This window comes from Rubeoparvulum massiliense (assembly GCF_001049895.1).
Classification (GTDB): Bacteria; Bacillota; Bacilli; order Rubeoparvulales; family Rubeoparvulaceae; genus Rubeoparvulum; species Rubeoparvulum massiliense.
This window is the reverse complement of sequence record NZ_CVPE01000006.1, coordinates 895,089-918,746: the sequence shown is the minus strand read 5'-3', so window position 1 is coordinate 918,746 and position 23,658 is coordinate 895,089. Positions and strand designations below refer to the sequence as shown.

General features: G+C 45.0%; 23 protein-coding genes. 22 read left to right on the top strand and 1 reads right to left on the bottom strand.

Going from position 1 to position 23,658, the window contains the following annotated elements:
* Positions 1 to 8 precede the first annotated feature (8 nt).
* The 19 genes from rnpM to BN1691_RS12125 all read left to right on the top strand — a co-directional run bounded on the left by rnpM (position 9) and on the right by BN1691_RS12125 (position 18,643).
* A complete protein-coding gene (gene rnpM, locus BN1691_RS12210) occupies positions 9 to 284 on the top strand; it encodes an RNase P modulator RnpM (protein WP_187116882.1) in 276 nt (91 codons plus the stop codon).
* Positions 265 to 600, top strand: a complete 336-nt coding sequence (locus BN1691_RS12205) for a L7Ae/L30e/S12e/Gadd45 family ribosomal protein (protein WP_048602459.1) — start codon at positions 265 to 267, stop codon at positions 598 to 600. Before rnpM ends, BN1691_RS12205 begins: the two co-directional genes overlap by 20 nt.
* A complete protein-coding gene (gene infB / locus BN1691_RS12200) occupies positions 593 to 2,797 on the top strand; it encodes a translation initiation factor IF-2 (RefSeq protein ID WP_048602458.1) in 2,205 nt (734 codons plus the stop codon). Before BN1691_RS12205 ends, infB begins: the two co-directional genes overlap by 8 nt.
* A 49-nt stretch (positions 2,798 to 2,846) precedes the next feature.
* Positions 2,847 to 3,197 carry a 30S ribosome-binding factor RbfA gene (rbfA, locus tag BN1691_RS12195; protein ID WP_048602457.1) on the top strand — a complete coding sequence of 117 codons (351 nt, stop codon included), beginning with the start codon at positions 2,847 to 2,849 and terminating at the stop codon, positions 3,195 to 3,197.
* Between the two features lie 3 nt (positions 3,198 to 3,200).
* Positions 3,201 to 4,220 carry a DHH family phosphoesterase gene (locus BN1691_RS12190; RefSeq protein WP_048602456.1) on the top strand — a complete coding sequence of 340 codons (1,020 nt, stop codon included), beginning with the start codon at positions 3,201 to 3,203 and terminating at the stop codon, positions 4,218 to 4,220.
* A gap of 10 nt (positions 4,221 to 4,230) precedes the next feature.
* Positions 4,231 to 5,157, top strand: a complete 927-nt coding sequence (gene truB / locus BN1691_RS12185; RefSeq protein WP_053083766.1) for a tRNA pseudouridine(55) synthase TruB — start codon at positions 4,231 to 4,233, stop codon at positions 5,155 to 5,157.
* 15 nt (positions 5,158 to 5,172) lie between these two features.
* Entirely contained in the window at positions 5,173 to 6,102 is a 930-nt protein-coding gene (locus BN1691_RS12180; protein ID WP_048602455.1) for a bifunctional riboflavin kinase/FAD synthetase, read from the top strand.
* Between the two features lie 102 nt (positions 6,103 to 6,204).
* Positions 6,205 to 6,474: a 30S ribosomal protein S15 gene (rpsO, locus tag BN1691_RS12175; RefSeq protein WP_048602454.1), complete on the top strand. Its 270-nt coding sequence runs from the start codon at positions 6,205 to 6,207 to the stop codon at positions 6,472 to 6,474.
* 114 nt (positions 6,475 to 6,588) lie between these two features.
* Positions 6,589 to 8,694 carry a polyribonucleotide nucleotidyltransferase gene (locus BN1691_RS12170; RefSeq protein WP_048602453.1) on the top strand — a complete coding sequence of 702 codons (2,106 nt, stop codon included), beginning with the start codon at positions 6,589 to 6,591 and terminating at the stop codon, positions 8,692 to 8,694.
* A gap of 327 nt (positions 8,695 to 9,021) precedes the next feature.
* Positions 9,022 to 10,005 (top strand): polysaccharide deacetylase family protein, encoded by a 984-nt coding sequence (locus tag BN1691_RS12165; RefSeq protein WP_048602452.1) that lies wholly within the window; start codon positions 9,022 to 9,024, stop codon positions 10,003 to 10,005.
* A gap of 150 nt (positions 10,006 to 10,155) precedes the next feature.
* Positions 10,156 to 11,421 carry a M16 family metallopeptidase gene (locus BN1691_RS12160; protein WP_048602451.1) on the top strand — a complete coding sequence of 422 codons (1,266 nt, stop codon included), beginning with the start codon at positions 10,156 to 10,158 and terminating at the stop codon, positions 11,419 to 11,421.
* A gap of 105 nt (positions 11,422 to 11,526) precedes the next feature.
* Positions 11,527 to 11,694, top strand: a complete 168-nt coding sequence (locus BN1691_RS14470) for a hypothetical protein (RefSeq protein WP_156179069.1) — start codon at positions 11,527 to 11,529, stop codon at positions 11,692 to 11,694.
* A gap of 60 nt (positions 11,695 to 11,754) precedes the next feature.
* Positions 11,755 to 12,012, top strand: coding sequence for a YlmC/YmxH family sporulation protein (locus BN1691_RS12155; protein WP_048602450.1), 258 nt, complete (start codon positions 11,755 to 11,757; stop codon positions 12,010 to 12,012).
* A 124-nt stretch (positions 12,013 to 12,136) separates the two neighbouring features.
* Positions 12,137 to 13,027: a dipicolinic acid synthetase subunit A gene (gene dpaA, locus BN1691_RS12150; RefSeq protein ID WP_048602449.1), complete on the top strand. Its 891-nt coding sequence runs from the start codon at positions 12,137 to 12,139 to the stop codon at positions 13,025 to 13,027.
* The gene (locus tag BN1691_RS12145) at positions 13,024 to 13,650 is read left to right on the top strand and encodes a dipicolinate synthase subunit B (protein WP_048602448.1); all 627 of its coding nucleotides are present in this window, start codon (positions 13,024 to 13,026) and stop codon (positions 13,648 to 13,650) included. The genes dpaA and BN1691_RS12145 overlap by 4 nt, the downstream gene beginning before the upstream one ends.
* Positions 13,651 to 13,662: 12 nt before the next feature.
* A complete protein-coding gene (locus BN1691_RS12140) occupies positions 13,663 to 14,694 on the top strand; it encodes an aspartate-semialdehyde dehydrogenase (RefSeq protein WP_390621643.1) in 1,032 nt (343 codons plus the stop codon).
* A gap of 17 nt (positions 14,695 to 14,711) precedes the next feature.
* Positions 14,712 to 15,929, top strand: coding sequence for an aspartate kinase (gene dapG, locus BN1691_RS12135; protein WP_048602446.1), 1,218 nt, complete (start codon positions 14,712 to 14,714; stop codon positions 15,927 to 15,929).
* Positions 15,930 to 15,942: 13 nt separating this feature from the next.
* Entirely contained in the window at positions 15,943 to 16,809 is an 867-nt protein-coding gene (gene dapA, locus BN1691_RS12130; RefSeq protein WP_048602445.1) for a 4-hydroxy-tetrahydrodipicolinate synthase, read from the top strand.
* A 157-nt stretch (positions 16,810 to 16,966) separates the two neighbouring features.
* Positions 16,967 to 18,643, top strand: coding sequence for a ribonuclease J (locus BN1691_RS12125; RefSeq protein WP_048602444.1), 1,677 nt, complete (start codon positions 16,967 to 16,969; stop codon positions 18,641 to 18,643).
* An 89-nt stretch (positions 18,644 to 18,732) separates the two neighbouring features.
* Here BN1691_RS12125 and BN1691_RS12120 read toward each other — a convergent pair whose 3' ends face one another.
* On the bottom strand, positions 18,733 to 19,833 hold the full coding sequence (locus BN1691_RS12120) for a radical SAM/SPASM domain-containing protein (protein WP_048602443.1): 1,101 nt from the start codon (positions 19,831 to 19,833) through the stop codon (positions 18,733 to 18,735).
* A 235-nt stretch (positions 19,834 to 20,068) separates the two neighbouring features.
* Here BN1691_RS12120 and BN1691_RS12115 point away from each other — a divergent pair, with 235 nt between their 5' ends.
* From BN1691_RS12115 to BN1691_RS12105, 3 genes are all read left to right on the top strand, one after another.
* Positions 20,069 to 20,851: a ClpP family protease gene (locus tag BN1691_RS12115; RefSeq protein WP_147545876.1), complete on the top strand. Its 783-nt coding sequence runs from the start codon at positions 20,069 to 20,071 to the stop codon at positions 20,849 to 20,851.
* Complete coding sequence (locus BN1691_RS12110) at positions 20,848 to 21,078, top strand: YlzJ-like family protein (protein WP_048602442.1); 231 nt, start codon at positions 20,848 to 20,850, stop codon at positions 21,076 to 21,078. Before BN1691_RS12115 ends, BN1691_RS12110 begins: the two co-directional genes overlap by 4 nt.
* An 82-nt stretch (positions 21,079 to 21,160) precedes the next feature.
* On the top strand, positions 21,161 to 23,524 hold the full coding sequence (locus BN1691_RS12105; protein WP_048602441.1) for an FtsK/SpoIIIE family DNA translocase: 2,364 nt from the start codon (positions 21,161 to 21,163) through the stop codon (positions 23,522 to 23,524).
* Positions 23,525 to 23,658: the final 134 nt, after the last annotated feature.

The window sequence follows — 23,658 nt, the reverse complement described above, 5'->3', positions numbered from 1 at the left end:
GGGCTATGATGGTAAATCGGAAAGTACCATTACGAAAATGTGTTGCTTCACAGGAGATGCACCCGAAAAAGGAATTACTACGCATTGTACGAACACCAGATGGGGAAGTCACCATTGATTTAACAGGTAAGGCAAATGGACGTGGAGCATACATCTATCCCTCAGAAGAATGTCTAAGCCTTGCAAAAAAGTATGGCTCATTGGAAAAGGCCTTAGAAGTAAAAATACCCGCTGCAATCTATGACGATATTGCTGAGGAGATCCATGCTCGAAGCAAGGGATAATGAGTCCATTTTGCAACTGTTGGGATTGGCGCAGCGGGCACGCAAAGTAATCTCTGGAGAAACGGTTGTTCTTTCCGCTTTATCTTCTGGCGACGTACAGTTGGTTTTCTTAGCTAGTGATGCTGGTCAATCGACGAAGAAACGAATGGAAGATAAGACAACCTACTACCAAATTCCTCTACTAGTATGCTTCCACCGTGGTGAACTAGGGCGTGCCATTGGTAAAGAAGAACGGGTGGTTGTGGCCATTACCGATCCGGGATTTGCCCAAGCCATAAGGAGAAAAATTCATACGGGGGTGAGCTTTAATGAGTAAAGTACGTGTATATGAGTTTGCAAAGCAATATAGCTTACAGAGCAAGGATATTATTGAGACTTGCAAATCTTTAAATATTCCTATTGGCAATCATATGAGTGTATTATCAGAAGAGGAGCAAGAGAAGGTTCTCCAATTTTTCCACAAAGAGAAGCAAATAGGACAGACCAATAAGGAAAAAACAGCAGCGGAGAACCAGCAAGACAGGGGGAAAAAGATGGAGACAACGACCTTAAATAAAACCAAAGAAAGTCATAAAGGAAAGAAGAAGAGTGTGGAGAAAGAGTTTGACGAATTCCAAAATAAAACAAAGCGTCGCACTTTATTAAGCAAGGAAATCGAAGATGAAGAAGAAGAGGTACCTGCTGTTAAGGCACCGAAAAAACGTCGTCAAAAGCATCGTGATAAGCAGACTGATTATTACGATCAAGAGGATACGGGTAAGCTGATGCTTACTAGTGATTCCATGACTGTCAATGAGTTTGCTCAAATGATTCATAAAGGCACAGCAGAGATCATTAAAAAGTTAATGGGACTTGGCATTATGGCCACGATCAACCAAGAATTAGATTATGAAACCATCGAAGTCCTTGCAGCTGAATTTGGAATTGAAGTGGAAAAGGTAGTCACCATTAAAGAGGAAGATTTCGAAGAGATTGAAGAAAATGATGCACCAGAAGATCTCACCTTACGTCCTCCTGTGGTAACGATTATGGGTCACGTAGACCATGGTAAAACCACATTATTGGATGCACTCCGCAAAAGCAAAATCAAGGTTGTTATGAGTGAAGCAGGTGGGATTACCCAACATATCGGGGCATATCAAATCGAGGTTAATGATAAACCAATCACCTTCTTAGATACACCAGGACACGAGGCCTTCACCTTAATGCGTGCTCGCGGTGCACAGATCACTGATATTACCATCCTTGTGGTTGCAGCAGATGATGGTGTAATGCCACAAACCGTAGAGGCAATCTCCCATGCGCAAGCTGCCGGTGTGCCGATCATCGTTGCAGTGAATAAGATGGATAAGCCAGAAGCCAATCCTGACCGTGTGAAGCAGGAATTGACAGAATATAATCTTGTTCCTGAGGAGTGGGGAGGCGACACCATCTTTGTTCCAATCTCTGCTCTACAGGGAGAAGGTCTCGATGACTTATTAGAAATGGTTCTTCTTGTAGCAGAAGTGCAAGAGCTACAAGCCAATCCCAATAAACGTGCCCGCGGTACAGTCATTGAAGCACGCCTTGACAAGGGACGTGGACCCATTGCAACCGTTCTTGTGCAGAATGGTACACTACATGTTGGGGATCCTATTGTTGTAGGCAGTTCCTTCGGTCGGATCCGTGCCATGGTCAATGACTTAGGACGCCGTGTTAAGGATGCAGCACCATCAACACCAGTCGAAATTACTGGCCTCAATGATGTTCCTTCTGCAGGCGATCAATTTATGGTCTTCGACGATGAGAAGACTGCACGTGCCATCGGTGAAAAACGGGCTCAACGCAAGGTGGAATCAGAGCGTCGTAGTACAGCCAAGGTGAGCTTAGAAGACCTCTTTAAGCAGATTCAAGAGGGGGATATTAAACAGATCAATGTGATTATTAAAGCGGATACACAAGGATCTGCAGAGGCATTAAAGGGATCATTGGAAAAAATTGAAGTGGAAGGCGTACGAGTTTCCATTATCCATAGTGGAGTCGGTGCCATTACAGAATCGGACATCATCCTAGCTTCTGCATCCAATGCACTCATCATCGGCTTCAATGTACGTCCAGAGCCACAAGCACGGGTTGCTGCTGAGCAGGAAGGTGTAGATATTCGTCTTCATCGAGTTATCTATAAGGTTACAGAAGAAATGGAAGCAGCCATGAAAGGGATGCTTGATCCTGAATACGAGGAAGAGATTATCGGTCAGGTTGAAGTACGTCAAACCTTCAAGGTATCACGTGTAGGAACCATTGCCGGCTGCTATGTAACTGAGGGAAAAGTGACCCGCGATGCGCTCGCCCGCTTAATTCGTGACGGTATTGTTGTCTATGAAGGGAAGATCGATACCCTTCGTCGCTTTAAGGATGATGTGAAAGAGGTAGCCCAAGGCTATGAATGTGGTATTGTTCTGGATAATTACAACGATGTTAAAGAGGGGGATATTATTGAACCCTACAAGATGGTGGAAGTAACGAAGAAATAAGTGGTTCTTTACCTCCAGCTGTTTCAAGAAAAGTGAAGGAGGATATGCCATGTCCAAAGTTCGTACACAACGAATTGCTGAACAGATGAAGAAAGAGTTAGGACAGCTCATTCAATATGAACTGAAGGATCCTCGTGTAGGATTTGTTACGGTAACTGGCGTTGAAGTATCCAGTGATCTACAGTTAGCCAAGGTGTATGTGAGTGTAATGGGCAGTCAAGAAGAGAAGGAGACCACCTTGCTTGGTCTCGATAAATCAAAAGGCTTCTTACGCAAGGAGCTAGGACAACGCATTCAATTACGTCATACACCCGAGCTACAGTTTCGCTTAGATGAATCACTGGATTATGGAAGCCATATTGACAAGATTCTTCAAGATTTACATGATAAAGGGGAGTAGGAGATGAGCGTAGTGATACAGATGGATGAAGCCATTGCATGGTTGCATGCTCATGATCATTATTGGGTGGTAGCTCACGAGCGACCTGATGGGGATGCAATTTCTTCTACATTGGCCATGGGTTATTTACTACAGCAATTAGGTAAGAGCTATCGTATGGTAAATGCCGACCCGATTCCACCAAAATTTCTATCGCTTCCCACTGCTGATCAGATTACGACCATTAGTAACAACCATGGGGAGGAAATTACCTCCCCATTTCCCGATCGTAATGAAAATTGGCTGCCGAAGGCCATGATACTCGTGGATTGTGCAGATGAGCGTCGAGCTGGTCCATTGATCAAAGAGCTCTTAGCTCAGATTCCGAGCTTCAGTGTTGATCACCACCCGACAAACAATCATTTCGCTCACTTGAATCTTGTGAAGTCAGAAAGCGCTGCAACGGCTCAACTAATTTATGACTTATATGAAGCTACAGCTATTCCTTTTGATGAGATTAGCGCAACATTGCTCTATACTGGATTACTAACGGATACAGGTGGCTTCCGTCACTCCAATACCACTTCCGCAGTAATGGAACGTGCTGCCCATCTTCTCCAATACGGGGTGCAGCCAGGGGATCTGGCTAATCGTTTTTTGGAGACGATTACGGTGGAGCATGTTGCCTTACTGCAAAGGGCACTTCAATCGCTAGAGTTACTTCATCATGGAGGAATTGCTGTGATGTCTTTAATGAAGTCAGATTTTTTAGAGACCAATGCCACTCGGGAAGATGTGAATGGAATAGTAAATTATGGCGTGAACCTAGACTCAACTGAAGTTGGTGTACTCTTTCATGAAGAGAGTAATGGAATTAAAGTGAGCTTCCGTTCCAAAGACTGGCTCAATGTTGCTGAACTTGCTCAGCAGTTTGGTGGCGGTGGTCATGTTCGTGCAGCTGGTTGCACCATGACAGGATCGATGACAGATGTAAAGAAAGCAGTATTGCAAGCTCTTGAAGGACAATTTCATAAGAAAGAATAGGATGTTTACTATGGATGGAATTTTACCATTACGAAAGCCAGTCGGTATGACTAGCCATGATTGTGTAAATGAAATTCGTCGCATGACAGGAGAGCGTCGCGTCGGTCATGCAGGTACCCTTGATCCTCAGGTAGGTGGTGTACTCCCTATTTGCTTGGGTCAAGCTACCCGAGTGATTGAGTATCTACATGAAGAGTCCAAAATGTACAATGCTGTCTGTCTTGTGGGGTACTCTACCCAGACGGAGGATCATACTGGTCTTTTATTAGAAAAAGCAGCGCAGCTCCCTGAAATTACGGAAGAAGAGGCACGCTCTGTCTTATCCACATTTCTGGGCGAGATCGAACAGACGCCACCCATGTATTCCGCTGTGAAGGTAAAGGGCAAGCGGTTATACGAATGGGCGAGAGAAGGGATTGAGGTGGAACGTCCTGCTCGTAAAGTGACGATCCATGATCTGAACCTACAGAAGATTGGTGAGTGGGAAGGCTATCCTACGATCCATTTCCAAGTAACCTGTTCCAAAGGCACCTATATCAGAACCCTTTGTGTCGATATCGGTCAGAAGTGGGGAATGCCTGCTCATATGCTTCATTTAGAGCGGATTAAGAGTGGTCCATTCTTCTTGGAGGAAACCTATACCTTTGAACAGATCGCATCTGCCGTTGCGCAAGGGACATTTGAGAGTTTGTTGCTTCCGATAGATCATGCATTAGTTCATTATCCTACTTGTGAAGTAGGGGAGCAGCAACGCTTTAATATTATAAATGGACAGACCATTGCCTTTCCGAATAAGCCGGAATGGAACCAGGGAGATCTATTCCGTGTTTATAGCTGTGATGGGAAGTTTCTCGCCTTATATGAGGTGTCTCATTTCCGCCAGCTTGAGAGCAGCGATGTGATGTACGGAAAGCCAGTCAAAGTATTTCATTTATAGGGAGGATATATCATAGTGGAAATCTATCATATCAGACAAGAGACTACTCCATTTCCACTTCCACCATCTGTGATGGCGTTAGGTTATTTTGATGGTTTACATCTGGGACACCAGACTGTATTGGAGCATACAGTGCGAATCAGTAGGGAGAATCACTGGGTCCCTTCTTTGCTAACCTTTCATCCCCATCCTCGGGAAGTATTAGCAGGTCCCGGCAAGGTGACCTATCTCACCTCCCTCGATCAACGTCTTCAGCTCTTTGAACAACATGGGATGGAGCAGATCTTTTTAGTTCAGTTTGATCAAGCATTTGCTAATTTAAGCCCGCAAGAATTTGTCCACCAGTACGTTCTAGACTTTCATGCGAAGTATGTGGTATCTGGCTTTGATTATACCTTTGGTCAATATGGACGAGGCAATGCTGCAATGCTCCAAGAATTTGGGGAGCAACTTGGCTTCGGCGTTGACATTGTTCCCCCCATTCTATATGAAGGGGATAAGGTGAGTAGCACGCGGATTCGTCAGTTAATCCAAGAAGGAAAGATCGAAGCAGTTCCCCCACTTCTAGGGAAACCGTTTCAACTAGTAGGTACGGTGATTATCGGTGATCAACGGGGGCGTACCTTGGGCTTTCCAACAGCCAATCTACGTCTGACAACCAACTACATTCTTCCAAAGCATGGTGTCTATGCCTGTAAAGTGCATTGGAATGGTAGAGAGTATGAAGCAGTGATGAATGTAGGGAAGAAGCCAACATTTTTACAGGGCAATGAAGTGGATTGCGAAGTACATCTGATCGATTTTAATGGCGATTTATATGGTGAAACCATGGTGGTTGATCTCTTCGCCTTTATCCGGGAGGAACAAAAATTTCCCAATCGTGAAGCACTGATCAGTCAAATTAAAATGGATGTTGAACAGGTTAGAAGGAGTATGCTATACTAACTCATAGTGATCATTAGGATCACGAAGATAACCAGGGCTTGGTTCATCGACTCACCGACGTTGGACGAGGCTGTTGGGGATTATGATAAGGAGGTGACACACATGGCAATCACATTAGAACGCAAGCAAGAGATCATTGAAACTTTCAAACGCCATGACAATGATACCGGTTCTCCAGAGGTGCAAATTGCCCTCTTAACTGAGAACATCAATTCTTTAAATGATCACTTACGTGTTCATAAGAAAGACCACCATTCACGTCGTGGACTTTTGAAGATGGTAGGTCATCGCCGTAACTTGTTAAACTACTTGAAAGAAAAAGATGTTACACGTTACCGCGAATTGGTTGATAAGTTAGGTCTTCGTCGATAAGCGGGAGAAAGCGGGGTATTCCTCGCTTTTTCTTTTATTATTCGAAGATGAAGGAAATACTACAAATGTGTTGAAATTATTCACATAGATGTGGAAGGAGGCATACAAGCACGTATGGAACCAATGGAACACAAAGTGTATAAGACAGAGTTAGCTGGTCATCCTCTTGAATTTGAATTTGGTAAGTATGCTTTACAAGCAACACAGGCTGTCTTCGTGCGTTATGGCGATACAGTTGTCCTATCAACGGTGACCGCTTCCAAGGAAGCAAAGGATATGGACTTTTTTCCACTTACCGTCAATTATGAAGAACGCCTCTATGCTGTAGGTAAAATTCCTGGTGGCTTCATCAAGCGGGAAGGTAGACCCAGTGAGAAGGCGATTCTTGCTAGTCGATTGATTGACCGCCCGATCCGTCCCTTATTCCCAGAAGGATTTCGCAATGAGATTCAAGTTGTGAATATGGTCATGTCCTTAGATCAGGACTGTTCTTCAGAGATCGCTGCCATGCTCGGTACCTCAATGGCACTATCTACATCTGACATCCCCTTTGATGGACCCATTGCCGGTGTCATTGTTGGTCGAGTCAATGGAGAATTTGTGATCAATCCTTCAGTGGAAGAGATGGAGAAGAGTGATATCCATCTTACGGTTGCAGGTACGAAAGATGCCATCAATATGGTGGAAGCAGGCGCCAACGAAGTCCCAGAAGATGTGATGCTCGAAGCACTTCTCTTTGGACATGAAGCCATTAAGAAGCTAGTTGCTTTTCAAGAGCAAATCGTGGCAGAGATCGGTCGAGCCAAACGTGAAGTAACATTACATGCCATCGATGCTGATGTAGAGCAAGCAGTGAAGGAATACGCCAAGGAACGAATCGATGCTGCAGTACAGATCAAAGAGAAGCAAGAACGCTATGATACTCTTGATGAGATCGAGGCTGAGACTGTTGCACACTTCGCAGAGATCTTTGAAGAAGGGAAGCTTGCACAGGTATCAGAAATGGTACATACGCTCATTCGTGATGAAGTGCGGCGTTTAATCGTTGAGGAAGGTATTCGCCCCGATGGACGAGCTGTGAATGAGATTCGTCCCCTTACCAGTGAAGTGGGGATTCTTCCACGGACTCATGGATCTGGTCATTTTCACCGCGGTCAAACGCAGGTGGTCAGTATTTGTACATTAGGTGCGTTAGGTGATGTGCAGATCCTTGATGGACTAGGTCTAGAAGAATCCAAACGGTTCATGCATCATTATAATTTCCCACCATTTAGTGTTGGAGAAGCTCGCTCTCCACGTGCTCCAGGTCGTCGTGAGATCGGACATGGTGCCCTTGGCGAACGTGCCCTAGAGCCCATTATTCCTCCAGAATCTGAATTTCCTTATACCATCCGCTGCGTATCTGAGGTCCTTGAATCCAATGGCTCCTCTTCCCAAGCAAGTATCTGTGCATCAACGCTTGCACTGATGGATGCTGGTGTACCTATCAAGGCACCTGTTTCAGGGATCGCCATGGGTCTCGTTAAAGAGGGGGATAATGTCGTTATCCTTACTGATATCCAAGGGATGGAAGACCATCTCGGTGACATGGACTTTAAAGTAGCAGGTACAGCAAAGGGAATTACCGCTTTACAGATGGATATTAAGATCAAGGGGATTACCCGTGAAATCTTAGAACAAGCATTGAAGCAAGCCCATGAAGGTCGCGAGACCATCATGCACAATATGATGGATTGCATTTCCGAACCACGGAAAACGCTATCTCCTTATGCACCTAAGATTATGACTATGCAGATCAATCCAGATAAGATCCGCGATGTCATCGGGCCAAGCGGTCGGATGATCAATAAGATCATTGATGAAACAGGTGTGAAGATCGATATTGAACAAGATGGTCGTATTTTCATTGCGTCTGCAGATATGGATGCCAATGAGAAGGCGAAGCGGATCATCGAAGAGATCACGGCAGAAGTTGAAGTAGGTGTTATCTATCTCGGTAAGGTGAAGCGTGTTGAGAAATACGGTGCATTTGTGGAGGTATTACCTGGTAAGGAAGGCTTAGTTCACATCTCCCAAATGGCGAAGGAACGGATTGCCAAGGTGGAAGACGTGGCCAATGTTGGCGATGACCTCCTTGTCAAAGTCACAGAAATTGATGCCCAAGGCCGTATTAATCTTTCCCATAAAGCGGTTCTCGAAGACGAGAAAAAGTCTGAGTAGTGGCAGTGATATTCCTACTCTAGCTGCACCAATTCAATATGCATACGAAGAAAGAGGCAGAGCTATTCTGACTCTTTTTTTATTTGTGTCATCTAAAAAAGGGATCAAGGCGCACGTGAATCCACCAACCGAAAGGGCCAATGGTATTTATCAAGATACAATAAGAAGACTCCTGATGTCATGACAAAGAAGGGTTCTATCTGCATAGAACCATGGTTCACAGCACACCCTTATAGAGAAGTAATGATGATAGCCCTAAGCATTCGTATGCCTTCAGGCTCATATAAGAAGGTTGCTCATCATTAGAAGTCGGAAAGGGTGAGTTGTATGAAAGGTTGGATTAAACAACTGAATCAGCTACGTTCCTGGATGGTTCTAGTCATCGCCATGGTTCTTCTCCTAATGGGGGTGCCATTCACCATCGAAGCAGCTAGTGATGTGGATCGCCTCAGGCAGCTCGTTCAAGAAAAGGCTCAACAATATAAGCTACCTGCAGAGGATGCACGCATTGATCGGGTGTGGAAGGCGATTCCTGGTATTGAGGGACGTCAATTAAATATTGAAGAGACTGTTCAAAGATTGTTAAAGATGAAGTGGAAAGCCAATGGACAGCAAGAATTACCTGCGGAGGCCCTTGTATTTGAAACCATCACACCAAAGGTACAGCTACAGGACCTAAATCCCGCTCCTATCTACCGTGCCAATCCGCAGAAGCAAGGCGTTGCCTTTCTGGTCAATGTTGCTTGGGGTACCGAATATCTCCCGGGGATGCTAAAGACCTTTCGGGAGCATGGGGTGAAGGTGAACTTCTTCCTCGATGGTGCATGGGCGGAAAAGGAGCCTGAACTGGTCAAATTGATGCAAAAGGAAGGGCATCTCATCGGTAGCCATGCCTATAATCATCCCATGATGAGTAAGCTTTCTTCCCAACAAGCGCGGGAACAGATCCAGAAAACCAATCAAATTATTCAGAAGATTACCGACAAATCCGCCATCTACTTCGCACCGCCTGCTGGTGATTTTAATCAATCAACGGTTGATGTGGCAGCTCAGGAAGGTATGTATACCATTCTATGGACAGTGGATACGGTAGACTGGCGTAAGCCTGCGCCTGATCTTCTCATTCAACGGGTGATGTCACAGGTGGAGAATGGTAGCCTAGTGTTAATGCACCCTACAAATTCTACAGCTGCAGCCCTTCCCACCCTACTCAAAAGGATTGAGAAGAAAGGTTTACAGATCATCCGTCTCGATCATCTGCTCTCTCCTTCCCGTCTACTCGACGCTCATGAACAATCTGGTAATGATTGAGGGATGATTATTTTTTTGATATAGTAAAAGAGTACATCTCCATTCTGATTGTTGTATAGACACCTTCCCATGCAGGAAGGGTCTTTCCTTTTTTTGAGTAGAGGTTGAGAGAGAATCGGATCGGAAATGAGGGAAGGGGAAACGAATCGAATGAAAAAAATAACGTTTTCCAATGGAGTACGGGTTCTACTGGAGCCCATGGAGAATGTTCGCTCCGTCTCCATCGGTTTGTGGTTTGGTACAGGCTCCAATGATGAAACCATGGAGAACAATGGGGTATCACATTTTATTGAACATATGATGTTTAAAGGGACGGAGAAACGGACAGCCAAGGAGATCGCTGAAGAATTTGATCGGATCGGTGGTCAGGTGAATGCCTTTACATCGAAGGAGTATACCTGCTATTATGCGCGGGTATTGGATCAACATGCTTCCTATGCCATTGAGATCTTGGCGGATATGCTCTTCCACTCAACCTATGCAGAGGAAGAATTGGCGAAGGAACGTCGTGTAATTCTTGAAGAGATCTCCATGTATGAGGATACACCAGATGAGCTTGTTCATGACATGATCTTGACTGCCGCTTATCCCCAACATCCACTGGGCTACTCCATTCTAGGTACAGAAGAGGTATTAAACACGTTTTCATCTCAGAAGCTTCATGATCATGTGGAGGGATACTATACGCCAGAGAACCTTGTGATTGCCATTGCTGGCCATATTCCAGCTGACCTGCTCAGCCAGATCGAAGCGCTTTTTGGACAGTATCAAGGTAGGAGATTAGTGGAGGATCAAGAAGCTCCAACTTTTTATTCGGGACGCATCGTCAAGAAGAAGGAGACAGAGCAAGCACATCTATGCTTAGCGGTCCCAGCATTTATTGCAGGTGATGAGCGAAACTTTCCCCTGTTGCTCTTAAATCAGTATCTTGGTGGTAGTGCTAGCTCCTTGCTCTTTCAAGAGATTCGTGAAGCCCGGGGCTTAGCTTACTCGGTTTACTCATACCATACTGCGTACCAGCAGACGGGTATCTTTACTTTCTATGCAGGCACAGCACCTGATCAATTGCTAGAAGTAACAAAATTAATGCTTGCCCAGGCAAAATCACTGATCGATACAGGCATGACGGAAGAACAGCTGTATTGGGGTAAAGAAAATTTAAAAGGTAGCCTCATGCTTTCCCTTGAGAGTGTGAATAGTCGGATGATCCATTTAGGAAAGAATGAATTGGTATTGGGTCGTCATCGTACCTTGGATCAAATTATTGAACTCATCGAGGGAGTTACAGTGGATGATATTAAAGAAGTAGCCACGCAGCTATTTATGCAACCGATGGCAGCTGCCCTCATCGGTCCTTATGACAGCTTTCCTGATGAAATCGAACAGGTATTAAAAAATAGCATTCCTCTTAAGTAGATTTGCTTTCGATGAGCATTGGCAACACCGCTCAACGTAAAAATGTCATAGAATGAAGCCCTCTCTCATAGGATGATGAAAAAGGATATGAGGGAGGGTTATTTTATGTGGAACCCCATACAGGCTATGGAATTAGAGGAAGCTAGGAAAAACCTACATCAATTATGGCTGTCAACCTTGGATGATACGTTTACGCAGCCAATGTTTCAGGAGATTAGTAGATTGATTGATAAGTGTACCCTAGAGTATCTTCATCACCAATTAGAATCCTAATGAATGATTCGAAGAAATGTACCTATTGAAGGTACATTTTTTTAGATAGGAGGAATGGGCATGCGTTATAGTCAAATCGCTGGTAAAGAGATTATTGATCTTGAACGAGGTGAACGGCTAGGCCAGATTGGTGAAACTGATCTTGACGTGAATCCTTTAACAGGTGAGATTCGCGCCATCATCCTACCTGCTAATCATCTCTTTGGCTTTCGCCGTAGACGTGAAGAGGTTGTAATTCCTTGGCAACATATTCGCAAGATCGGTCCAGAAATGATTATTGTGGAGGTACGAAGAAATTATTACTTAGAGAAGCCGTAAAAGTAAAAGAGGATCACCAATCGATCACACCAAACATGCATCCCCATCATATGATAGGGTAGATCACTTGACGTAGAAGCGTACTAAATCTAGGAAACGGTAGCTAGAAAGGGGTACTACCTGGATGCTAACTGGTCTCGATATCCTTTTTCTTGGTGGGGATGCAAGACAATTGGAAGTGATTAAGGAATTAAGCCAAATGAATGCCACCATTAGTCTTGTCGGTTTTGATCGATTGGAGAGCCAATTTTCCAATGCAGTGAAACGGGAGTTAAGCATGGAATTGCTGGAAAAAGCAGATGCGATCATCCTTCCTGTTGTAGGACTGGATGAAGCAGGAGAGGCCATGAGCCTTTTTAGTGAAAAAACAATCCAGATGACGGAAACACATTTTCAAGCATGTTCACCCCATTGTACGTTCTATACTGGAATTGCTAAGGAGTATTTGCAGCAGATGGCCAAACGCTATCAACTTCGCCTTGTGCAGCTACTTGAACGAGATGACATCGCCATCTATAATTCCATTCCAACTGCGGAAGGCGCAGTCATGATGGCCATTCAACACACCGATATCACCATTCATGGATCGAAAATCGCTGTTCTAGGGTTCGGACGTGTTGGTCAAACACTAGCGCATACCCTCGATCTTTTAGGCGCTGATGTACGAGTCGGAGTTCGGAGTGAACGTGATTATGCTCGGATTCAGCAATTAGGAATGGAGCCCTTTTTTCTTCACCAATTAGTTACACAAGCCCATGATCTTGATATGTTGATGAATACCATTCCTCATCTCGTCGTAGATGCCCTCATTTTGGCTCAGCTCCCTCACCACACGTTTATTCTCGATCTTGCGACAAAACCAGGCGGTGTTGATTTTGAGTATGCAAAAAAGCGGGGATTGAATGCCATGTTGGCTCCTAGCTTGCCCGGAATTGTTGCTCCCAAGACAGCTGGCAAGATTTTGGCGAAAACCTTAGTTCAATTACTTATGGAACAGCAGGAGGGACGATCATGAAGATTGCGGGCAAACGGATCGGATTTGCAATGACGGGCTCACACTGTACCTATGAAGAGGTTTTACCCGAAGTGAAGCGCCTTGTTCAAGCAGGTGCTAAAGTAGTGCCCATCGTGACACATACAGTCCTGAATACAAGTACAAGGTTTGGTGGAGCGGGCGAATGGGCCAAAGAGCTGGAAGAAGTAACTGGCAATCAATTAATCTCTACCATTCCTGAAGCAGAGCCACTGGGTCCGAAGGATCTTCTTGACCTGGTTGTGATCGCACCTTGTACGGGCAATACCATGGCGAAGCTAGCTAATGCTCTGACAGAGAGCCCTGTCTTGATGGCAGCCAAAGCGATGATGCGTAATCATAAACCAGTGGTACTAGCCATATCAACCAACGATGGTCTAGGCTTAAATATGGCTAATCTAGCGAGATTAATGGTAGCAAAGGATCTTTTCTTTGTTCCTTTTGGGCAGGATCAACCGGAGGGAAAGCCGAAATCCCTAGTGGCCCAGATGGATCTTATCCTCGAAACCTGTGAAGCTGCCTTGGCAGGAAAACAACTTCAACCAGTTATTATCGAAAAATTTCGGAATAGGGATAACCTTTTGGACGAAAATTCGGTAAAATAGAACAAAGGAAGGATGATGCCCATGAAAAAACATTTAGCCATCGTTGGTGCTACCGGTGCAGTTGGGCAGGAAATACTAAGAATCCTGGAACAATACCAACTGCCAGTTGATCAGATCACACTCTTATCATCAAAACGTTCAGCTGGGACAGAATTGACAGTTCGTGGTGAACGATTGACTGTCCAAGAAGCAACACCTGACTCTTTTCAAGGCGTTGATGTCGCATTATTTAGTGCAGGAGGAACAGTAAGCAAGCTTCTTGTGCCTGAAGCAGTTCAACGTGGTGCAGTAGCAGTAGATAATACTAATGCTTATCGCATGGATCCCCATGTCCCTCTCGTGGTACCTGAGGTAAATGGTGAAGCCATCAAAGAGCATCAAGGTATTATTGCCAACCCTAATTGCTCAACGACGCAGATGGTAATGGCTCTTCATCCGCTACGTCAAGCCTATGGGATGCGTCGCATTATTGTCTCCACCTATCAAGCTGTATCAGGTGCTGGTCATAGTGCCATGGTAGAGCTAGAGAATGAGACCAAAGGTATACTAGAAGGAGAGAAGGTAACTCCCACGATTCTACCTTCTGCTGCTTTACCGGTTCACTATCCCATCGCTTTCAATGTGATTCCACAGATCGATCGTTTTGAACCCAATGATTATACATTGGAAGAGATGAAAATGGTTCGTGAAACGAAGAAGATTTTCCAAGATGCCACATTAGAGGTTGCAGCCACCTGTGTTCGTGTCCCCGTCTTTCGTGGACATTCGGAGTCGGTTTATGTGGAGCTAGAGCAAGAAGTGAGTAAGGAGGACGTAATCTCCTCATTGCAAGCAATGGCAGGTGTTATCGTTGTTGATAATCCCGAAAAGCAACAATACCCCATGCCCATTGATGGAGTTGGTAAACCTGAGGTATATGTAGGACGAATTCGCCGGGATTTGGATCATCCAAATGGCTGGCATCTCTGGATTGTCTCTGATAATCTATGGAAGGGCGCAGCCTGGAACACTGTTCAAATTGCGGACCAAATCTTGAAAAGCTAATGGGTGGTTGAACAACGATGAAAATAATCGTTCAAAAATTTGGTGGTACGTCATTACGAAGCAATGAAGATCGGCAATTTGTCTTGGCTCATATTCAAGATGAAGTTAAGAAGGGGAATCGTGTGGTGGTGGTCGTCTCCGCCATGGGGCGGGCAGGAGATCCTTATGCTACAGACACCCTATTAAAATTACTTCATGAGACCGGTGCAGGTCTCAGTGAGCGTGATAAGGATTTATATTTGAGTTGCGGTGAGATTATCTCTGCAGGGGTATTAGCTAGTACCTGTCGAGCAGCAGGTTTAGAAACAACCATTTTAACCGGAGGACAGGCAGGAATTGTTACCACCGATGAGTATGGAGCAGCTCACATTGTAAAGCTGGATCCTGTTCAGATTAAAAAAGCTCTCAATCAATATGCCATTGTGATCGTAACTGGCTTTCAAGGTGTTACACCTGAAATGGATATCACCACATTGGGGAGAGGCGGTAGTGATACCACTGCAACAGCGCTAGGTGTAGCCTTACAAGCGGAACGTGTGGATATCTTTACTGATGTGGAAGGAATTATGACAGCTGACCCCCGTCTCGTTAATGATGCGAAACCTCTCTCCATGGTCACTTACACAGAGATCTGTAATTTAGCTCATCAGGGGGCCAAGGTGATTCACCCAAGAGCTGTAGAGATCGCCATGCAGACCAATCTCCCCATTCGTGTTCGTTCAACACATAGCATGGACGAGGGAACATTAGTGACTAGTCTACTAGAACTGCAAGAGATGGCTGGAGAGATCATCGACCATCCCATCACGGGGATTACCAATGTAGCCAATATCACTCAGATCAAGGTACCTGCCCCCAATACGCACCATGATGTGCAGATGCAAGTTTTTAAGGCCATGGCTGAGAATCATATCAGTGTGGATTTTATCAATGTAACGCCTGTGGGCGTTACTTATACGGTGCATGATAATGAAGCAGATCATGCGGTTCAGATACTACATGAGTTGGGCTTTGACCCACAAGTCCATCCTCACTGTGCGAAAGTGGCGGCTGTTGGTGCAGGAATGACCGGAGTTCCTGGTGTGATGGCTAAAATTGTCGAAGCGCTAACCAATGAAGAGATTACTATTCTACAATCAGCAGACTCTCATACAACCATCTGGGTATTGGTACGTGGTGAGGATATGGTAAGAGCCGTACGGGCACTCCATTATAAATTTCAACTGCACCGCTAAGGAGATGAAGTAGATGAGTTTTGGACGCTTATTAACCGCCATGGTGACTCCCTTTCAGAATACCGGGGAGATCGATTATGATGCTACCACGCAACTGGTGGAGCATCTCTTGGCTACGGGCACAGATGCCCTGGTGGTGGGCGGTACAACTGGTGAAGCACCCACCTTATCCCATGAAGAGAAGCTTCAATTTTTCCGCCACGTCAAAGAGGTGGTGAAAAATCGAGTGCCAGTTATTGCTGGTACAGGTAGTAATGATACACGTGCATCGATTCAGTTAACACAAGAAGTTGAAGAACTTGGCGTTGATGGTGTGATGCTTGTTACGCCATATTATAATAAACCCTCGCAAGCTGGGATCATTCAGCATGTTACTGCCATTGCGCAAGCAACAAAGCTACCCATCATGCTCTATAATATCCCTGGTCGGACAGGTACTAATATGACTGTTGACACCATTGTGACACTCTCCACCATCCCCAATGTCGTAGCTGTAAAAGAAGCCAGTGGTGATCTGACACAGATGGGTGAGATTCTTGCTCGTACTGCTTCCGATTTTGTTGTCTATAGTGGAGATGATAAGCTAACACTGCCACTACTTGCCATCGGTGGTGAAGGGGTTGTCAGCGTCGCAAGTCATCTGATCGGTGAACCGATGCAACAGATGATTCAACGCTATCTCATGGGCGAAGTGAAGGAAGCTGCTCAACTCCATCAGCAGCTACTTCATCAGTTTGAAGCACTTTTTATTTACCCCAATCCAGTACCCGTCAAAGCCCTGCTCGCAGAGTATGGTCTTCCAGTTGGTTCGGTTCGTCTTCCACTCGTACCGTTAACAGAAGAAGAGAGAGTAAATTTATTAAATCGCTGGAAACAGTAAGAAATTCAATTTCTTAATAATCAGTTCTAGATTAAGACCTCCCTACGGGAGGTTTTTTTCTACCCTTGTGTTTCTCTTTTCCCATCATGTATAATGTGAATAAGTGATAGTGTGCGGTTCGAAAAAATGTAACTACAACTTCATAGGAGGTAATCGTTTGGCAAAACAGAATAACCAGGAACGTCTTCTCATCTTTCCCTTGGGCGGCGTAGGGGAGATTGGGAAGAATATGTACGTAGTTGAGTACGGAGAGGATATCCTGGTCATAGATGCAGGGTTGAAGTTTCCCGAAGAGGAGATGCTAGGGATTGATATTGTAATCCCTGATATCACCTATCTGTTAGAGAACAACGAACGGATTCGGGGGATCTTTATTACCCATGGTCATGAAGACCATATTGGTGCCTTACCGTATGTATTACGGGATTTAAAGGTACCTGTCTATGGGACCAGGTTAACATTAGGATTAGTGGAAGGAAAATTACGGGAAGCAGGCATCTTACGTCAGAACCAACTTCGAGTGGTTGATTCCGATTCGATGATCGAAGCAGGGGCGTGTAAGGTTAGTTTCTTCCGTACGAACCATAGTATTCCTGATTCGGTGGGGATATGTATCGAAACCCCACTGGGACAGGTCGTGCATACAGGGGATTTTAAATTTGATCATACTCCTGTTAATAATCAGCATGCAGATCTGCATAAGATGGCAGAGATTGGCCAAAAAGGTGTTCTATGTTTAATGTCAGATAGCACCAATGCAGAACGCTCAGGGTTCACCCCGTCTGAACGTTTAGTCGGTGTAGCATTAAGCGATGTATTCGAGAAAGCAGAGCAACGGGTAATCGTCGCAACATTCGCTTCCAATGTTCATCGTGTACAACAAGTGATTGAGGCTGCAGTTACCAATAATCGTAAGGTAGCAATCGTTGGACGCAGTATGGTGAATGTGGTCAATGTTGCATTAGAATTAGGCTATCTCCATGTTCCAGAAGGTACGCTCATTGATGTGAATGAGATCAATAAGCTTCCTGCTGAAGAAGTGGTCATTCTTTCCACAGGTAGTCAAGGTGAACCCATGTCTGCCCTATCACGTATGGCCTATGCCACGCATAAGTCCGTTGATATCCTTCCAGGAGATACGGTGATTATTGCCGCAACGCCGATCCCAGGGAATGAACGTTATGTTGGTCGTATTATTGATAAATTGTATCGGATCGGAGCTACTGTGATTCATGGTTCGCGGGAACATAATATTCATGTTTCTGGTCATGGTAGTCAAGAGGATCTGAAGCTGATGCTAAATTTAATGAAGCCTCAGTACTTCGTTCCCATTCATGGTGAGTTTCGGATGCAAAAACAGCACGCCCAGCTTAGCATCGATTGTGGCGTGGATCCAGAAAACATCTTCCTTCTAGAAAATGGGGATTCTGTAGAGATTACAGAAGATCAGGCTCGCTATGGTCCGAAAAAACCAAGTGGCGTTGTACTTATCGATGGCCTAGGCGTAGGAGATGTTGGTAACATCGTCTTACGTGACCGCAAATTATTATCACAAGATGGAATATTAGTTGTTGTAGTTACATTAAGTAAACAGACTGGTCAGATTCTTTCTGGTCCGGATATTATTTCACGAGGCTTTGTCTATGTACGGGAATCAGAGGAGCTATTAGATGAAGCAGCGAAGCTTGTTCAGCAGACCCTGGAGAAATGCGTGAATCAAAACGTCAACGAGTGGTCATCGCTGAAGAATAGTGTACGAGATCAATTGGGTCGATTCTTATTCGATCGCACACGTCGCCGACCCATGATCTTACCAATTATTATGGAAGTTTAACGTGTACAGCAATCAACGCAGCAAAAAGCCAGAATTCCTTATTTACAAGGATTCTGGCTTTTTTTCTTCTAATATTGAGAGGAAACGTCTTAAACTTCAGATGTTTCTTCCCAGCGCTTAGGTTGATAGATACAGTAGGGCTCAGAAGCCACAACATTTCCTGTTTCTGCCAAGGCGCGGGCGCGACAGCCGGAGCAGACATTGATATATTCACAAACACCACATTTTCCTTCTAGTTTATTAGGATCACGCAATGTTGCGAAGAGTTCAGATTCAGTCCAGATCGTATGGAAATCTTGCTCCTTCAAATCACCAGCAGTCAAAGGCATATAGCCACAGGGGCGTACTTCACCCTTATGAGAGATAAAAGCAACGGCTGTTCCAGCGAGACATCCCTTGGTTACTGCTGACATGCCATGGGTCTCGAAGGTAATTTTTTCTCCTCGTTCTTTGGCTACTTGGCGCATGATGCGGTAATAGTGGGGAGCACAGGTGGCTTTAATCTCTAGATTATGAATTTGGGATTGCTCATAGAACCAGCGCAATACCCGTTCATACTCATCAGCTGGTAGCATCATTTCATCGGCAATTTGCACACCGCAGCCTACAGGTACGAGCATGAATAGATGGAGGGCTGCAGCACCTTCACGTAAGCTTAGTTGGACGATCTCTTCCAGCTCATTTACATCGTTTTTCGTAATCGTCGTATTAAATTGGAATGGTACACCGACATTCGTCAGGTTGCGAGCTCCACGGAGTGCTGCTTCGAATGCACCAGGAATACCACGGAAGGAATCATGGGTTGCGGCACAAGCTCCATCAATGCTGATGGCCACCCGATCAAAACCAACATCGCGAATGTGTTGGGCAATCTCTGGTGTGATCAGTGTGCCATTAGAGGCGAGTGCAATGGTGAGACCTTTCTTTTTGGCATAGCTTGCGATTTCAAAAATATCCGGACGATAGAGAGGTTCCCCGCCTGTGAGTACTAAAATAGGATGATAATGCTCAGCGATTTGATTGATGATTTCATAAGCTTCCTCTGTACTCAACTCATCCTTATTACGTTGTGGTTGTGCAGTTGCGCGACAGTGTTTACATTTTAAGTTACAGCCTTCTGTCAATTCCCAAAAGATCAAGCGTGGTGTAAATGTCTTAGTGCCTTGGTTATTTCCATGCATCATATTCATCTGTATTACCTCCCTTTGCATGGTCTCCATAATACTTATCTCAACGGTGAGCTTGCTTTCAATCCTTCTATATCTTAACCACACTAGGAGCATATAAGATATACTTTTCGTCAAATCTTCATGAATCATTCAAAAATCTGTCTTTTACAGGATATATCCTTCCAATAATACTAGAATTTGAATGAATCACCTTTGGTTTACACATACTACATTTGGCAGAAAGGAGAAGGTGATGATGATGCGACAAGAGCATGATCAGAAGGAGAGAGAGACGGAGAGAGATGAAGACCAACATGAGTCACCGTCCCCACCCCAGGGCGAGCCTACGCCTGATCATCGCAGTGAAGCTCTAGCGACATTACAAGAATTGGGGCAGGCCAGTAAGATACCCAGTATTGAGAGCAACATCTTCTGTATCAGTATTTTTGGTCAAATAGAGGGTCACCTCAATTTGCCTGCACAGAATAAAACCACCAAGTATGAGCATATTCTACCGCAGCTCATTGCTGCAGAACAAAGTACGAGGATCGAGGGAGTCTTAATCATCTTGAATACCGTAGGTGGTGATGTCGAAGCAGGGTTAGCCATTGCTGAGATGATTGCCTCTATGACCAAACCCACCGTCACACTAGTAGTAGGAGGAGGTCATAGTATTGGTGTGCCCATTGCTGTGAGCGGTAAATCCTCTTTTATTACAGAGACAGCAACCATGACCATCCACCCCATTCGTCTTACTGGTTTGGTGATCGGAATACCGCAAACCTTTGAATACTTAGATAAGATGCAGGATCGCGTCATCCAATTTGTTGTACGTCATTCCTCCATCTCAGAGGAGGATTTTAAACGCCTGATGCTCAAAACCGGAGAATTGACACGGGACGTTGGCACCAACGTGATCGGTGTAGATGCTGTGCGGCTTGGATTAATTGATCGTGTTGGAGGGCTTGGTGAGGCACTAACAGAGCTAAAGCAGATGATTCAGCAATACCATCAGCAGGGGAAGGGGGAGGAACATTGATTATCCATTCTGTCATTCCCGTAGAGAAGATCTTTGAAGGATATCAAGCAGGTGGAGGCGTATTACAGGAAGTAAGTGTTGGTGGAAGGATGCTATTAGTGGAAGAAATTGCGCCAAGGCAATACCAACTAGTACGGCTAATTAATGGTAGCCTTGAGGACTATCTTCATCCAGCACTTCAACCAGGTACAAGGATTCCCGCCAGTTGGGTGGAGAGCGATCCATGATGTGGACGAGCTAACGTAAAGAGTGGAAAAAAATATGGTATAATAAAGAAATGGGATACTTGGGAGTTTGGAGGATCGAGAGATGAAGAAGAATGTTCGTAGGAGCAGGAAAAAGGCTCAACAAAAAGGGTTAGACACCTTAAAATATGAAATCTATGGTTTATTGATGCTACTCATTGCCATGATTACCCTTGCGCATTCGGGATCAGTTGGTCAGTCTTTAGCCTTTTTCTCTCGTATGCTCGTTGGTAATTGGGATTTTATCCCTAGCATACTCTTGATTATCCTTGCTGTTTATGTGATGGTGAAACGTCATTGGCCGCAACGTTGGTCGATGCGTTGGACTGGAGCCTTGTTTATTATTCTTAGTATTTTGCTCTACAATCACCATATTTTTATCCAGACCATTTTTGCTGAATTCGGGGAGCTACCTATACTTCATATAACCTGGGATCAGGTATGGCGACAGGCGATGTTAGCTGAGCCAATTGAGGTGGGAGGTGGCTTAATTGGTGGTGTATGCTATGCAGGCCTTACCTATTTATTGGGGACTGCAGGCACTGTCATTTTTATGCTCTTCCTCCTCATCAGTGGCTTTCTCTTATTTACTGGCCGTTCTTTTGTAGATCTACTCCGACGTATTAAAGCTCGTCTTAGCAAAACAAATAAATTGGTTCTAAGTCGTCTAAATCAAGCGGTCTCTCTTGTCAATGAGCGATCTAGTACCGGGGATCAATCACTCCCTACTTCACATGAGGAAGAGAAGAATATCTCTCCACATGAAGGGGAGAAAAAGAGTGAACCAGTTATTCATGATTTCATGCAAATGACATCCTCCAACAATGAGCATGATGGGATGGAAATCGTAAGTGAACCAGGAAGCAGTCAATTGAAGGTTCGTTTCCCCGTACAGGAGCCAGCTGCACCAGTGAATACACCGATTAAGGAAAACCATGATCCCTCCAGCAATAATTGGAAAGGAGAAGATGGTGAGCTTCCATTCCCACATGAAGAACCGGTGAATGAAAGCTACCAGCTCCCATTGCTTTCCCTTCTACAGACTCGTTCGACGAATCAAGACTCAGCATATCATAAGGTGATGCAGCGCAATGCGAAGAAGCTAGAAAGTACGCTGGATAGCTTTGGGGTTCGCGCCCATGTTACCCAAATTCATCGTGGCCCTGCTGTGACGCGCTATGAGGTACAGCCTGAGCTAGGGGTTAAGGTAAGCCGAATTGTGAGTCTCACCGATGATATCGCTTTAGCACTGGCAGCGAAGGATATCCGGATTGAAGCACCTATTCCCGGGAAGGCTGCCCTAGGCATTGAGGTGCCCAATGAGGAGATTGCCATTGTGGGGTTACGGGAAGTCTTAGAATCTCCTGTCTTTCAGGAGTCTACCTCTCGCCTTTCCATCGCCTTAGGTCGGGATATTTCAGGTGAACCTGTGGTAGGCAACCTAACCAAGATGCCCCACTTATTGGTGGCAGGAGCCACAGGGAGTGGTAAGAGTGTCTGTATTAACGGGATTATCTCTAGTCTCCTTTACAAAGCAAAGCCCAATGAGGTGAAATTAATTCTCGTCGATCCCAAAATGGTTGAACTAACGGTTTATAATGGGATCCCTCACTTATTATCACCTGTGGTGACTGATCCGAGGCAGGCTGCCATGGTCTTGAAAAAAGTTGTGAAAGAGATGGAGCAGCGCTACGAGCTCTTCGCTAGAACAGGAATTCGTGATATTGACCGTTACAATGAGTGGGTGACGCAGCATGAGGAAGGCTCACCTTTACCCTATATTGTGGTGATTGTGGATGAGTTAGCTGATTTGATGATGGTGGCACCAGGTGATGTAGAGGAAGCGATCACACGCCTCGCACAAATGGCTCGTGCTGCAGGAATACATCTTATCTTAGCGACACAGCGCCCATCGGTTGATGTCATTACCGGTGTGATCAAGGCCAATATACCGTCGCGGATCGCTTTTGGTGTCTCATCCCAGACAGATTCTCGTACCATCTTGGACATGGGTGGCGCAGAGAAGTTACTGGGGCGTGGAGATATGCTCTACCTGCCTGTCGGGAAATCGAAGCCAACTCGGATCCAAGGAGCATTTATCTCAGATGACGAGGTAGAAGCTCTGGTAAGCCATGTGAAAGCACAACAGGATGTCCATTATCGTGAAGATTTACTGGTTACACCTGGCGAAGAGATGGTGGAGTTTGAGGTGGAGGATGAACTCTATGAACAAGCTCGTTCCATTGTGATTGAAGCGCAGAGTGCCTCTGTCTCTATGCTGCAACGGCGTCTGCGCATTGGCTATACCCGGGCTGCCCGTCTCATGGATTCCCTAGAAGCCCAGAATGTGGTGGGACCCTATGAAGGAAGTAAACCCAGGGAAGTTTTAGTCCCACGTCCTGATCAAAATCAGATCCATTCCATGTAAAATTAAAACAGGATATTCCATCTGATATGATTTTCATTTATGATGAATATGTATCAATTTGACAAAAGTTGCGCATTTTCTTGCTAAACTTATTGTGAAATTGTGTTACAATCATGGATGGAGGGGTGACTTGT